At 45.0% G+C, this 13,761-nt stretch carries 11 protein-coding genes; 3 read left to right on the top strand and 8 right to left on the bottom strand.

Features of this window, described 5'->3' with window-relative positions; translation table 11 throughout:
- Positions 1 to 54: 54 nt before the first annotated feature.
- A complete protein-coding gene (locus ACDQ55_RS13975) occupies positions 55 to 1,206 on the top strand; it encodes an aldose epimerase family protein (RefSeq protein ID WP_420982020.1) in 1,152 nt (383 codons plus the stop codon).
- Positions 1,207 to 1,297: 91 nt separating this feature from the next.
- Here ACDQ55_RS13975 and ACDQ55_RS13970 read toward each other — a convergent pair whose 3' ends face one another.
- Positions 1,298 to 1,714, bottom strand: coding sequence for a hypothetical protein (locus tag ACDQ55_RS13970; protein ID WP_420982019.1), 417 nt, complete (start codon positions 1,712 to 1,714; stop codon positions 1,298 to 1,300).
- Between the two features lie 203 nt (positions 1,715 to 1,917).
- Between ACDQ55_RS13970 and ACDQ55_RS13965 the strand changes: the two genes are divergently transcribed.
- Positions 1,918 to 2,697, top strand: coding sequence for a porin family protein (locus tag ACDQ55_RS13965; RefSeq protein WP_420982018.1), 780 nt, complete (start codon positions 1,918 to 1,920; stop codon positions 2,695 to 2,697).
- Between the two features lie 54 nt (positions 2,698 to 2,751).
- Here the strand turns inward: ACDQ55_RS13965 and ACDQ55_RS13960 are convergent, their stop codons facing one another.
- A complete protein-coding gene (locus ACDQ55_RS13960; RefSeq protein ID WP_420982017.1) occupies positions 2,752 to 3,468 on the bottom strand; it encodes a 3-ketoacyl-ACP reductase in 717 nt (238 codons plus the stop codon).
- A gap of 110 nt (positions 3,469 to 3,578) precedes the next feature.
- On the opposite strand from ACDQ55_RS13960, the gene ACDQ55_RS13955 reads away from it, so the two are divergent.
- The gene (locus ACDQ55_RS13955) at positions 3,579 to 4,448 is read left to right on the top strand and encodes an aldose 1-epimerase family protein (RefSeq protein WP_420982016.1); all 870 of its coding nucleotides are present in this window, start codon (positions 3,579 to 3,581) and stop codon (positions 4,446 to 4,448) included.
- A 56-nt stretch (positions 4,449 to 4,504) separates the two neighbouring features.
- On the opposite strand, the gene ACDQ55_RS13950 is transcribed toward ACDQ55_RS13955, so the two are convergent.
- The 6 genes from ACDQ55_RS13950 to ACDQ55_RS13925 form a co-directional block, all read right to left on the bottom strand.
- Positions 4,505 to 5,026, bottom strand: coding sequence for a hypothetical protein (locus ACDQ55_RS13950; RefSeq protein ID WP_420982015.1), 522 nt, complete (start codon positions 5,024 to 5,026; stop codon positions 4,505 to 4,507).
- Between the two features lie 55 nt (positions 5,027 to 5,081).
- The gene (locus ACDQ55_RS13945) at positions 5,082 to 8,213 is read right to left on the bottom strand and encodes an efflux RND transporter permease subunit (RefSeq protein WP_420982014.1); all 3,132 of its coding nucleotides are present in this window, start codon (positions 8,211 to 8,213) and stop codon (positions 5,082 to 5,084) included.
- A gap of 39 nt (positions 8,214 to 8,252) precedes the next feature.
- Entirely contained in the window at positions 8,253 to 9,296 is a 1,044-nt protein-coding gene (locus ACDQ55_RS13940) for an efflux RND transporter periplasmic adaptor subunit (RefSeq protein ID WP_420982013.1), read from the bottom strand.
- Between the two features lie 11 nt (positions 9,297 to 9,307).
- Positions 9,308 to 10,645, bottom strand: coding sequence for a TolC family protein (locus ACDQ55_RS13935; protein ID WP_420982012.1), 1,338 nt, complete (start codon positions 10,643 to 10,645; stop codon positions 9,308 to 9,310).
- Between the two features lie 183 nt (positions 10,646 to 10,828).
- Complete coding sequence (locus tag ACDQ55_RS13930) at positions 10,829 to 11,446, bottom strand: TetR/AcrR family transcriptional regulator (protein ID WP_420982011.1); 618 nt, start codon at positions 11,444 to 11,446, stop codon at positions 10,829 to 10,831.
- Positions 11,447 to 11,511: 65 nt separating this feature from the next.
- A complete protein-coding gene (locus tag ACDQ55_RS13925) occupies positions 11,512 to 13,737 on the bottom strand; it encodes a DUF4838 domain-containing protein (RefSeq protein ID WP_420982010.1) in 2,226 nt (741 codons plus the stop codon).
- Positions 13,738 to 13,761: the final 24 nt, after the last annotated feature.

The following is a 13,761-nucleotide window of genomic DNA, read 5'->3' as shown; positions in this document are numbered from 1 at the left end:
ATAACCACAGCAATCACATTAATCACATTAATCACATCTAAATACGTTATGGATATGAACATTAAAGCGATAACTGCGCTTTTTATCTCCGGTAGTACCATACTGGCTTCTTGTAATAATAAAACTGCCCCGCAAAAAGAAGAAAATATGGATTCCTCTGTCATAGCGGCTACGGAAATAGCCCCACGTAGCTTTGGCCAATCCGATGGTCAGGAAGTACTGCAATACACCCTGAAAAATTCCAACGGAATGGAAGTAAAGATTTTGAACTATGGCGGTATCATCACAGATATCATCACACCCGATAAACAAGGGCAGAAAGGTAACGTGGTGCTATCGTATGATTCGCTATCCGGTTACCAGCAACAGGGACAGCCTTATTTTGGCGCCCTGATTGGCCGCTATGCCAATCGTATTGCCAATGCAAAATTTAAGCTGGATGGTAAGGAGTATACATTGGCCTCTAACGATCATGGGAATACGTTGCATGGCGGTTTGAAAGGTTTTGATAAAGTAGTATGGGCCGCCAAACCCGACGGCAACAGCAGTCTGGAATTGGTGTATAATAGTAAAGATGGGGAAGAAGGTTATCCGGGTAATCTACAGGCTACCGTAGTATATACCATTACGCCAGATAACGCCCTGGAGATCGTTTATAAAGCTACGGCCGACAAGCCTACTCCAGTGAATCTTACTAATCACTCTTATTTTAACTTGTCTGCCGGGAAAGATAATACCATCCTTGGACATGAGCTGCTTTTAAAAGCCCGTCGCTATACGCCTGTAAATGATAAACTGATCCCTACCGGCAAACTGGAACCTGTGAAAGGCACGCCAATGGACTTTACCAACGCTAAGAAAATAGGTGCTGAAATAGATAAGGTAAAGGGTGGTTATGACCATAATTTCGCACTGGATAAAAAAGAAGGGGAGCTGGCAAATGTAGCCACACTCTATGATCCTTCCAGTGGCCGTGTAATGGATGTATTTACTACCCAGCCAGGTATTCAGCTATATACCGGTAATTTCCTGGATGGCACGCTGGCCAATACCCGCAACGGGCAAAAATATATGCAGCATGCCGCATTGTGTCTGGAAACACAGCATTTCCCCGATTCGCCTAATCAGCCTTCCTTCCCGGATGTGATACTACAGCCAGGGGAAACATTCTCCCAAATTACCATGTATAAGTTTTCTGTGAAATAGTGCCGGTTGGGCAGCAGCTGGCTGCTGTAAGCTTAGTCATCGCAAAGCGACTGTTCCCTACGGGGTACAGCCGCTTTACTACACCAACCGCTTATTCTGTGATTACCTCTGCTATTTCTTTATGCCTGGGCTGGTAGTACAGATAATACCAGGCCAGTATAATGATACCGGTCAAAAAAGGAATGAGGGCAAGGTGCTTATAGGTAATGTCTCCCTGTATTACCAGGGCATCAAAATGGAAAAATTCGCTGATCATCCAGTAAGAGTTAGCTGTGATCCATACAGTAATGGCTACGTTATGACATAATTCGGACATATATTGGCGGGTGCGCCAGGCGATGACGATAGCGATGATCAGTGTGGGAAAAATCATTGCTACGCCCAGTGGCTTCCATATCATGCACCAACTGATATCTTTCAATAGCCAGAAAACAATATGCAGGTTTTCCATCTTGCGGTAACTTAAAGGAATACTGTATACAGGTGAGTTGTTCTCTTGCATGCTCATGTTGTACTTAGGTTAGTTTAATTGTTGGAAAGTTTCAGGGATAAAGATATTCTTTCTTTATCTTTATAAGGAACTAGCTACAATAAAGAATTAGCTACACATCGACCATACATAACGTACCATTCGAACCCCTGTGTTAATGTTTATTGTTAGATAGTAAAACAATATGATTTAATCGTTAAATTTGGAAACAAATATTCATTATGAAAACCAAAAGCTCCATTAAATGGCTTTTGCCGGCCCTCTTTCTTTTTTGTGGCCTGAAGGCAAACGCGCAGTTCGACCTTGGCGTACGCGGTGGTGTCAGTATTCCTAACCTGACTGCCGGTAGCGGTAGATCTGAAAATCCACTAAACAGCGGTTATAGTTCCAGACAAGGACCAGACTTCGGTATCCTCGGTGAGTATCACATCAGCAAACTTTTTTCTATTGAAGCCATGGTCAGTTATTCTGCACAGGGTGGTAAGAAAAATGGTTTCCAGGCATTGCCCTCTGAAAATTTTGCACCGATGGCTCCTCCCGGAATACCTTTACCCACTTACCTGTACGCTGATTACAAAAGCGAGGCCCGGCTCAATTATCTGATGGTGCCCATTTTGGCTAAATTTGGATGGAACCTGGGACCTAAATCACCGTTACGCCTCTACATAGATGCTGGTCCATTCTTCGGGTTCCTGCTGCACGCGAAACAGGTAACCAGCGGTAGCAGCATTATTTACCTTGATGAAGGTAAACAACAACCTGTTACACCTGGCCCAGTATCGCTTGATGCTGTTACCAACATCACCAATCAGTTACATACCTTTAACGTTGGTGTGAGCGGTAACTTAGGCCTGGCTTTTCAATTTGGTCGTAATCAGATCTTTATTGAAGGTGGTGGTAACTTTGGATTCCTGAATATCCAAAAGGGGACTGCCAATGGTAAAAACAATACCGGTGCTGCTACAGCATCTTTAGGCTACGCATTTCGTATCTGCAAATAATGTTTTCATAGCCTATGATGCAGAAGATAGCTGCATCATAGGCTATGGAAATAATTATGGGTTGGTAGACCACAACCCTGCTGATTTTATCAGCACTCTCTTATTCAATTTCAATTGCGCTATTACAAATTCTGCCAGGTCTTCCGGTTGTAATACCTTTTCAGGATTACCGTCTGTCAACTTCAATTCTTTCGCCAGATCTGTAGCAATAGTACTAGGTGTTAAAGCGCTCACCCTGATATTATGTTTCCGCACTTCCAGCATTAGCGATTCCGTTAATCCCATCAACCCAAACTTAGAGGCGCTGTATGCGCTGGTAAGCGGGGCTCCACGTTGGCCGGCAGTGGAAGATATATTGATGATATCGCCGGTTTGACGGGCAATCATATCTGGTAGTATGGCGCGTGTCACATAATATACCCCCAACAGGTTTACCTGTATAATTTGTTCCCACTGTGTAGGTTCCAACTCCATAAAACCACCAAAAGCAGCAATACCTGCATTGTTGATCAAGATATCTATGGAGCCGATTGTTGCTGTAAGTTCGGCTACTGCCGCATTTACAGCATTCATGTCGCTCACGTCTGCTGTGGCATAAGCTACTTTTACACCAGCATCTTTGAGTTCCTCTGCTACTGCTTCAAGCGGACCAGTACTGCGTCCTATCAGGGCAATATCTACGCCTTCCTGTGCTAATGCTACTGCCAGCGCACGGCCAATGCCTTTACCACCACCGGTGATCAATGCCTTCTTTCCTTTTAAAGATTCCATATGGTAATTCCGTTTTAATATTAAGCGTTAAATAAAAATACCCAGCAAAGGTAAAAGCTTTGTATTAATTACAGAGTATCTTCGCAGTGATCTATTATAACAGCACCATTATGATACAGATTTCCAATGAAAAACTTACCGTTGAAGTAAATCCACAGGGAGCCGAACTGCAAAGTATTGTCCGGAAAGATAATAATCTGGAATACTTGTGGAGCGGAGATCCAGCCTTTTGGGGTAAGAAAAGCCCTGTATTGTTTCCGATAGTAGGCGGCCTGAAAAATAATACTTACCGTTATCAGGGCCAAGACTATACACTGGGCCGGCATGGCTTTGCCAGGGAACAATTGTTTACGGTAGTAGCGCAAGCGAAGGACCATGTAAGTTTCCGCCTTTCAGATAATGAAACTACCCGTAAGGTATATCCTTTTCATTTCGATTTTACCATTCAGTACTTGTTACAAGATGATCAACTCCAGGTTACCTATCAGGTGCTGAACCGGGATGAGAAAGAATTACTTTTTTCGGTAGGAGCGCATCCGGCTTTTAAAGTGCCGTTGGTAGCCGGTACTGCTTATGAGGACTATTATCTGTATTTCAATAAAACAGAAAATGCAGGCAAATGGCCATTGTCGCCCGAAGGACAGGTGCTGCAGGTACCACAACCGCTGTTGGAGCATACCCAGGAGTTACCCCTGAAAAAATCTTTGTTTTATGAAGATGCGCTGGTATTTAAACACCTGGCTTCTACTGCTATCAGCATCCGCAGTAACCGTACGCCACACGGACTTACTCTGGCCTATGAAGGATTTCCTTACATGGGCATATGGGCGGCAAAAGAGGCAGATTTTGTATGTATAGAGCCCTGGTGTGGTATAGCAGACAGCGTGGCCGCTACGGGCGCTCTGGAAGAGAAGGAAGGGATTAACCGGTTGGCTCCCGGAGAAACATTTGAAAAGACATGGACGGTAACTTTCTTCTAAAGCATACGCCTTTAGTAATTAACTGTACGCAGCTAATCACTAAAGGCGTATGATTGTTAAAAGTTGTATCCTGCCTTCAGACCAAAAAATCCATTGGTATTGTTATGAAACCAGGCCTCATATTTGGCTTCCACATCCAGGCCCAGTAAACGGATACCTATGCCTGGAGCTATCAGGCCGCCGGTGCCGTTGTTGAACTTACCGAGAAATTGTGCGGTACCGCCTTCTACTTTCACATAGAGTATAGACACCAATTTGTATTTAAGCCCCAACCGGATAGGAATTACATTGGCATCCGGATAGCCGTAGCTGTTACCATCGCGGTTGCTATCCACAGTTTTTCCTCCAAAATGAAAGTAACTCACGGAAGCTACTGCTGTGAAGCCGGCTATCAATTTCAGATCAGCGCCTAAACCAATACCATAACCGGTATTATGGGTATCGCCAAAGTTACCGGTAGGAAAACCAGCTTCAACAAAAGGGCCTATACTGAACCTTTTCAATTGGGCCTGTGACGATTGCACACTCAAACAGATGACAAGGATCACGGTTGCAAATGCCAGGAAATGTTTTTTCATAAGAACTAATTTTCAGAGGATTGGTGACTACCCAATCGGCCGTAAAAATAAGGAATCAATTGCGAATTGCATCATGATGCCTGGCCGGTTTTTCCTCTTCTTCTTCCTGGTGCAAGTGGCGCCCATCCTGTTGATCTTTATTGCCGGTAGTAATAGCCGGCGGTATCAGTTTATACACTACCGGGGTGACTATACGGGATAACAGGGTGGAGCTGATCAGTCCACCGATTAATACAATCGCCAACGGCGCTATCAGCGGATTGGTGGAAATCGCCACAGGTATTAATCCACCAATAGCGGTAAGCGAAGTAAGCACAATAGGTAAGAAGCGAACTTCCCCCGCTTCCCGTATGGCGGCTTCCAGTGGTTTTCCCTGCATTCTCAGCTGGTTGGTAAAATCCACCAGTAAAATGGTGTTCTTTACTTCAATGCCTGCCAGGGCAATCAACCCGATAATGGCTACAAACGACAGTGAATTGCCCGTCAGCCACAAGGCTATTGCTGCACCTACGATACCCAGGGGGATCACAGAAAGTACGATCAGCATACTCTTGAAGGTTTTAAATTGTAATATCAATACGGCTATAAACAAGAACACCGTTACAATGATTACACTCATAAAGCCGCCAAAAGAATTTTTCTTGCTTTCTACTTCGCCCCCCATTTCATAGCTATCACCTGCAGGTAAATGCAAGGCATCCATCTGTTTTACTACATCGTTTATCACCTGGTCGGTGAGGAATCCTTTCTTGATAAAAGCATTCACGGATACTACCCGGTTCTTTTCCTGGTGGTTAATGGTGAGGGGAGAGGTTTCCAGTTGCAGTTGGGCAATTTGTGAAAGCGGAATTGCAGTACCCTGATTATTGTTGACATACAGGTCTTTGAGAGCATCTAATGTAGGCCTGCCATCTTTCTGCCGGGTTAGTAGAATGTCGTAGTCGTTATCATTTTGATCATTGTACTTTCCCAGGTTTATACCGGAAACGGCCAAACGAACAATACGGTCTGTATTTACCGTTGGAATGCCCAACTGTTGTGCCTTATCGCGGTCTATTTTTACCCTTATATCTGATTTTAGGTGACTGACCGGGTTATTGATATAGATAGTACCGGGTGTTTTTTCCAATAGTTGTTCTACACGGCCAGCCATCATCCGTAAGGTATCCAGGTTGTCGCCAAATAATCTTACTTCTACCGGTGCTACTACAGGGGGGCCCTGCTCAAAGTTCTTTACTTCAACTTTGGCTCCCGGATAGGGTGTCCACCTTTTACGTAACGCTTCTATCAGTTGTGTTTTTTCTGATGGATTGGTATGTGGGTCCAATTGCACAAAGATCTGAGCATAATCGCTTCGCTCGTTTTCTTGCGTTTCATTATAATAGATGCGTGGATTGCCTTTCCCAATATTGCTGGCATAAGACAGTACTGCTTTCTGTTGTTTTAGTTCCTGCTCAATCTGCAACACAATGTTATTGGTATAGGGCAGGTTAGATTGTGGTGGCGTATGTATGTTGATAAGGAACTGTGGTTTTTCAGAAGCCGGGAACAGGCTGAACCCAATTACTTTAAACAATCCGATAGAAGCGCCAAAAACAACCAGCGATACAATCAGGGTAAGTAGGGGGCGATGCAGCGCTTTGTCCAGCAGTTTTGCATAACTGCCGTGAATGCCTTTTTTAAGCAAACGCATAAACAGGTTGCCTTCCGGGTGGCCGGTATGCTCTTTTAGCAGGCGGCTGGAAAGGAAGGGGATGATGGTGAGGGATACGGCCATAGAGGCCAGTACGCTGAATATAACGGCAAGGGGTAAACTGCGTATGAAGTCGCCGCTGCCTTCTGGCATAAATACCAACGGCATAAAGGCAATGATCAGAGAGGCGGTACAACCTATTACGGCCAGCCCGATTTGGGAAGTGGCTTTTAGCGTAGCTTCCATGCGGGAATGTCCTTCCAGCATCCAACGCTCTATATTTTCCACTACTACAATGCTATCATCCACCAATAGCCCCAAGGCTACTACCAGGCCTACAATGCTTAGCTGGTTGAGGTTATAGCCAAATAGTTGTAATAGCACAATACCAATGGATAACGACAACGGAATAGAGATCATAACAATTAATGCGGGTCTTTGCCCAAGAGGCAGCAAGGTAAAGGCAACCAGCAATATAGCGATGATGAAATCCTTACCCAGACCGCTCAACCGTTTGTTCACCGCATCCGCTTGATCGAAATACTGCACGAGGTCTATATTGGCAGGCAATGTTTTTTTGAACTGTTCCAATACCGGTTTATATTGTACTTGTGTTTTGGAGATATTTTCGCCGGATTTCTGCGCAGCAGATACTACTACGCAACGATGGCTGTTCAGCCGCACAAAGTATTTCTCATCTTCAAAACCATAGTATACTTTGGCAATATCTTTTAAAAACACATTTTTGCCATTGGCGGCAGATACGATAGTGTTGCCAATTTCCGCTATATTTTCGTAGTTCCCGCTGGTTTTGATGTTAAAGCTTTTATCGCCCGCATCAATATTCCCGCCTGGGATATTGGCCATTTCGCTCTGGATGGCAGACATAACAGTGTTTACTGGCAGGTGCTGTTGTGCCATCTTATCCATTTGTAGTTCTACACGCACCTGTTGGTCCGGCAGCCCATGCAGCTTTACATTTTTAAGTGAGGGGACTTTCTCCAGTTCATCCTGCAGTTTGTCGGCGTAGTAACGCAGTTTATCCCGGGAGGCATTTTCTGAGATCAGCGCTACCTGAAGGATATTAACGTCGGAGGGTTCCTGTTTCTTGACCTCTATGCTATAAATGTCTGGCGGCAAGTCTTTCCGTTTGTTGTTAACTTCCCTTACCAGCTCCTGGTATTTCTGGTCTACGTTGGAACTGTATTTATATTCTACCCGCATAATGGCTACGCCATCGTTGATGGTAGTACGTACGCGTTTAATATCATCGAGTGCATAGATCTCTTTTTCCATGGGATCTACTACCAGGTCTTCCATGTCTTTGGGACTGGTACCGGGATACACTACTACTACGGTAAACTGCGGCGCTCTCATTTCCGGGTCTTCAGACCGGGGCATGTTTAGGATCGTAATAATACCCAGTACTATGATCATGATAAATATCACCAGCGTAAACTGGTAATTGCCAACGGCATATCTGGCTATTTTCATATGATGATGTTGAAGTGTGAGGAGATAGATCTTGCCAGCTTATGGAATGATCCGGATGGGTGATTGATCTTTCAGATAGGCACTACCTGAAATAATGAGTGCTCCGGCCTGTTCCATGCCGCTGTTGATCAGCACATTGTCTTTTTCCACACCGGCGATGGTAACGGGGATCTTTTGTGCGGTTTTGTGATCGTTTGTGATAAACACAAAACCATTGCTGCCATTGCCATCGAGCAGGGCGGCGTAAGGGATACTCCAGGTGGTGTTGCTATTGCTAGCGGCTGACTGGATATAACAGCGGCCAAACATGCCGGCTGCGATGGCGGCAGGTTTGTTGCCGGAGAGTTGTACATCAATGAGGAAGGTGCCGCTTTGCGCATCTACGCCTTCCGATTTACGTGTAACCGTTCCAGGTAGTGTGTCGTTGGCCTGGCCTGGTATTTCGATAGTGGCTTTGTCGCCTATTTTCACTTGTGCCCATTCTCTATCACTAACGCCTACACGTAATATCCAATGGGTGCTGCTGGCGCCGTTTGTTTGTAGTACTGTTGTACCGGCATTCACCATTTGTCCGCTGTTTACGAGTTTATGCAATACATAGCCATCCTGGGTAGCGTGTATGGAAGAGTAGCTCCGGTTAAATTGTGCGGTATTTAGTTGTTGCCGCACCTGGTCCATCACAGTTTTACTGTTTTCTAATTGTTCCAGGGTAGCTACACTGTCGTTGTATAACCTTTGTATACGCTGATAGTCCCGTTGCGCTTTGTCGAATGCCAGTTGCTCTTTTTGTACCTGCGCATCTATTTCAGTGAGATTAAGCGTAGCCAGTAATTGTCCCTTACGGACAGGATCTCCTTCTTTTACCAGGATATTGCTGATAATACCATTGGTTTTAAAGGAGAGGTATACTTCGTCGTCGGTGGTAAATTGACCGGAAGCTGTGATGGAGATGGCTGAACCTTGTTTTTGCAGTGGCATAATTTTCACCGGTATGGTATCAATAGTGGTAGTAGTAGCTGCCGGTTTGTTGCCACAGGAAAATAATAGCAGGGAACAAGGCAGCAGAAGCCATATATTTTTCATAAAAAATAAGTTTATTGGTTGTTGTTATTGATATTGTATGATGCCTGTGCACGTTCTACTGCTGCATAGGCTGTTTGAACAGATGCTTGTGCCATAGTGGTTTGCAGCTGGGCCCCGGTAAGTTGGTTTTGTGCGTCGAGCAATTCTATATACAACAGTTGTCCTTCTTTGTACACTTTTAGTTGATCATGGTAATATCTTTCTGCAAAGGCCAGCTGGCTTTGTGCTGTTTTGAAATTCTTTAAAGCGGTTTGGTAATCGTTTAAGGTTTCGTATACCTGTAACTGTAAGAGATCTGTAGTTTGTGCGGCCGAGTTAGTAATAGATTGTACATCATTGGCGGCCTGCTGAATTTTGTATTTATACTTATGGGAGGCAAAGAGGTTCCATTCCAGGTTTACCCCGAAAAGATAATAGCGGGTGTCTTTGTCGAACCTCGTGCCCACGCCCTGTGATCCCAAGTCTATAAAAGTACTGAGCTTAGGTATAAGGTAGGCGCGCTGCAGTTGTTCGTTGAGCCGGTAGGAGTTGGTGGCGCTTTTGTATTGCTGTAGCTCTTCACGGTCGTTGATGCCTTTGCCGGGTAGTTGCCCGGGCAATTGCAGCAGGGTGCTGTCTAAGCTGATCTCCTCTTCCAGGCCCCGGTTCAATAAGAAATTAAAATAGGCTTTTGCATTTTGCCTTGCATTCATGGCTTTGTTGATATCGGCATCCGTTTTTTCCTTTTCGGTGCGGGCGCGGTATAGGGCGGTGTTGTTGCGTATGCCGTTGCGCACCATGCTTTCATTGATACGGATATTCTCATTGATAAGGGCGAGGGCATTGTTGTAGATGTCTACAGCCTCTGCGGCCTGGTAATATTGGTAATAGGCTGTTTTAATATTTTTAACTAACTCTCTCTTATATACGTTTACGGCAGCCTGTTGTTGGTTGATCTGTTCTTTTTTGATCTTTTGGTTATAATAAATTTCCGCGTTGATCAAAGGTAGGCTGGCTCTTAATTTAGCATCATAGAAATTATCCGGGTTCAGCTGAACGTTAACATTGTTAAGTGAGGTGAAATTGTGGCTGTTGGTAAGCTGGTTTAAACTGCTGTACACCGGGTTCATAATGTCGCCGATGGGAAAATCGATGGTACGGCCTCCGTGTGATTTGGTGTAGTTGCCGAGGAAGGCCACATTGGGACCAAACAGGCTTTTGGCCTCCTGCAGGGCCATCACTGATTTGGTGAGTTGGAAATGCTGATCTTTCAGGCCTTTATTACTGCTGAAGGCATACTGTATGTATTGATCCAGCACATTGTCCTGTGCAAAGGAGTCAATATTAGCCAATAGCAAGCATGTTAACATTGCTCCTTTTGTAATTTACGTGTACATAGTGAACGGTGTTTAGTGTAATCGAAAAAAAATAAGCCCTAAAGCTTGATTATCGATGTTGATATAGTGAACGGTGTTTAATATTGGATCTTAAAAAAGCCTATTAAGGCTTTCGTCATTTCGACTGCTATACATTTTTGTCGCATAATAACCAGCCTATGCCTTGATCATGCGCAGATACTCCTTTACCGCTTCAGTGATCACTGCTGGCATGTCTTCTTCAGGCACATTGGCCACTTTGGCGCATCTACCCCGCAAATGGAGGCTCACAAAACCATGTCCAAAGGCCCATACCGACAGTGTGCCAATAGTGGCATCTTTGAACCTCACTAGTTTTTTATCAATACATTCCTGCATCAGGTGATAAAGCCTATCGTAGGAAGGGTCCCCATTTTCCCACTTTTCTTCCTTCATTACGGCATTCATGGGGGCTTTGATAATAAACATCAGGTCATACAATTCAGGATATTCCCTGGCAAAATCAAGATAGGCAATAGCCAGTTGTTCCAGCCTTTTAAATGGATCGTCGGCATTTATTTTCAGTATGAACTCGCTGGCCAATGTAGCAAAAGCTTCTGACTGTACATCATATAACAACTGGTCTTTATCCTTGTAATAAAGATAAATAGTAGCAGGACTATATTCTATTTTGTCGGCGATATTGCGAATGGATACTTTCTCATACCCGTCTTCCACAAACATCTTTATAGCCGCATCTACAATACGTCTCCGCATCTCCGCCTTTTCTCGCTCTTTTCGTTCTGTTATGCCCACATAGAAATATTTACGGTGCAAATATACTGAACGTTGTTTATTTTCCAAATTTTATTAAAAAATTTCTACTCTACCATTACTTCGTCACAGCATAAGGCCGGTAATTTGCCCGCTACCTGCCGCCAGGCAGGCAACGTTGCCGGGCATTTCGCAATTACCCTTACATACCTGGCCGTTGTACCCGGTAAGGTAAATACTTCCTGTTGGATTTGTACCTGGTAATCTTCTCCTGCAACAGGAATATCTTTTATGCCGGCAGGGGTAAAAGTTTTACCGTCTTCAGAAGTGGCAACGGATACTTGTATAGGAGTAAAAATATAGTGCCGCGCATCTTGCAGAAAATTCATGGATATGTGGTGCACCGTTTTGCCACTGCCCATGTCTATGGTGGCAATCATGTCTTTTCCGTAGGTAAATAACCAGTTGTAGCTGAAATCTTTACTGCCTGATAACCCATCCGTAAGGGTAGCCGCTTGTTTGGGTGTATATTCCGGCGTATAGGGATTTACCAGCGTAACTGGCGCATGCAGGGCCAGGCTGTTGATCCATTTACGGGCAAACAGTGTTTGCCATTCCTGGGCGTAGGCGTTGGGCGATAACCCGCCTTCTGATAGTTCCTGTACGCCGGCATCTTTACATTGTTGTACAAACCGGCTTACCCGCTGTGGCCATTGGGTTTTTACACTGCCATCGGCTTCCAGGTAACCATATTTGTCAGTACCATAAAAACGTGATTGTTGCAGTACTACATATTCCAGGAACAGGCGGGTGTGGTATACCCGTTGCAATAATATGTTGTTATTGCCTGCAGCGGATACTGCTTTATCCAGTAAGGTAGAATATTGGTCTATCAGGGAAGGGGATAGGTAGTCGCGGGCGCTGTAAACAGGATTGCCATAGATATCCAGCGTGGCATGCGTGCTGTTAACCCCCTGGTGGAGCGCTTCCAGGTATTGTGCGATATAAGGAGCGGCCGGACCGTAATATCCATTTAGAAAATCATTATTGATCTTTTTCAGGTCTGCATCCGGGTGCCATAACAGTGCCGCCTGTACGTAACTGTTATAGGCGGCCATATCGCTATAGGTGCTGCCACTACCTTGTGAAAATACGCCCTTAACATGGTGGGCGGCAAAGTATTGCAGATTGGGTTGCAGGTTATTATAATCAGGAAAAGGCGTAAGATAATTGGTAAACTGGGTCGTATAGTCCCATATAAACAGGTTGCCGGTGGTTGCTTCCCATCCTGCCAGGTTTTTGCGGAAGGAGGCGGCCGAAGGAGCGTTTGCTAATGGCGCCTGCCGGAAGGCGTCTATGGTACTAAGCATAACATATACATTGGGCGCCGGCTTTGTTTTTAACGGGGCCTTAGCTGTATAGCCATAGGCAAGGGTGGTGAAACGCTGATCGGGAAATTGACTGGCCACCTGGTTTACAAAACGTATCAGCGAACCTTGTGGGCCGCCTTCCTCGGCGTCTGCTTTACTGCATAGCTCACAGGTGCAGGCGCCAGGACCGTCTTCCTGGGAGATAGACCAATACATGGCATCCGGGTTAGCGGCAATGGCTTTTTTTAACCAGGCTACCGTTAAAGTATATACGTTTTCATTGCTTAGGCAAAGTTGTAAAGGTTGCCTTTTGCCATTTACCAGTGAGTAGTATTCCGGATGTGTATTGAACCAGGTGGTTGGTGGCAGTATTTTAAAGAAGGAATGCCCCCACAGGCCCCATAGGTCTTCAAAACGGTGCAAGCCATGCCAAGTTAGGTATTCAGCATCGGCTGAAGCCGGATAATAGCTTTCCCGGTACAGGAAAGTGGGTTCCTGCAGGTCAGCTATATTTTCAGGAATACGTATATCCCTGGTAGTGGGCACTACGGCAGGTACGTCGGCATCCTTACGGCAACCCATATACGTTTGCAATAAATAATATACGCCATATACTGGCCCTTGCCCGCTGCCACCACGAACGAATAACTGCTTGCTATTGCTGCCAATAAAAAAGCCTTCGTCTTTTATTTTTTCTGGCCCGGTGCTATGTGCTGTATTTCCTATAAAAACCGCCGGCTGTTCTTTGTACTGGTTTTCCGGCAGTACGCTTAGCTTTGCACCGGATATACGTTGCACGTAGTCTTGGAACAGGGTGGCCGCTTTGGTTTCTGCTTTGGTAGCATTAGTGGGAACTACAATCACATATGCACTCCGTCCCTGCTGTACCAGTGGCAGTTCTTCTGTTTGCGTATGGCAACCCGCATATAACCATGTGGTGAGCATTAACAAAAAGCTGTTCATAATTCTGCACATTGTTAAGAGAGC

The sequence above is a fragment of the Chitinophaga sp. 30R24 genome, assembly GCF_049056765.1.
Lineage (GTDB): Bacteria > Bacteroidota > Bacteroidia > Chitinophagales > Chitinophagaceae > Chitinophaga.
This window is presented reverse-complemented; position numbering and strand designations above follow the sequence as displayed.

What these genes read in the sequence shown, in the direction of transcription:
- ACDQ55_RS13975 (WP_420982020.1), top strand. Translation starts at nt 55, where the DNA reads ATGAACATTAAAGCGATAACTGCGCTTTTTATCTCCGGTAGTACCATA.
- ACDQ55_RS13970 (WP_420982019.1), bottom strand. Translation starts at nt 1,714, where the DNA reads ATGAGCATGCAAGAGAACAACTCACCTGTATACAGTATTCCTTTAAGT.
- ACDQ55_RS13965 (WP_420982018.1), top strand. Translation starts at nt 1,918, where the DNA reads ATGAAAACCAAAAGCTCCATTAAATGGCTTTTGCCGGCCCTCTTTCTT.
- ACDQ55_RS13960 (WP_420982017.1), bottom strand. Translation starts at nt 3,468, where the DNA reads ATGGAATCTTTAAAAGGAAAGAAGGCATTGATCACCGGTGGTGGTAAA.
- ACDQ55_RS13955 (WP_420982016.1), top strand. Translation starts at nt 3,579, where the DNA reads ATGATACAGATTTCCAATGAAAAACTTACCGTTGAAGTAAATCCACAG.
- ACDQ55_RS13950 (WP_420982015.1), bottom strand. Translation starts at nt 5,026, where the DNA reads ATGAAAAAACATTTCCTGGCATTTGCAACCGTGATCCTTGTCATCTGT.
- ACDQ55_RS13945 (WP_420982014.1), bottom strand. Translation starts at nt 8,213, where the DNA reads ATGAAAATAGCCAGATATGCCGTTGGCAATTACCAGTTTACGCTGGTG.
- ACDQ55_RS13940 (WP_420982013.1), bottom strand. Translation starts at nt 9,296, where the DNA reads ATGAAAAATATATGGCTTCTGCTGCCTTGTTCCCTGCTATTATTTTCC.
- ACDQ55_RS13935 (WP_420982012.1), bottom strand. Translation starts at nt 10,645, where the DNA reads ATGTTAACATGCTTGCTATTGGCTAATATTGACTCCTTTGCACAGGAC.
- ACDQ55_RS13925 (WP_420982010.1), bottom strand. Translation starts at nt 13,737, where the DNA reads ATGAACAGCTTTTTGTTAATGCTCACCACATGGTTATATGCGGGTTGC.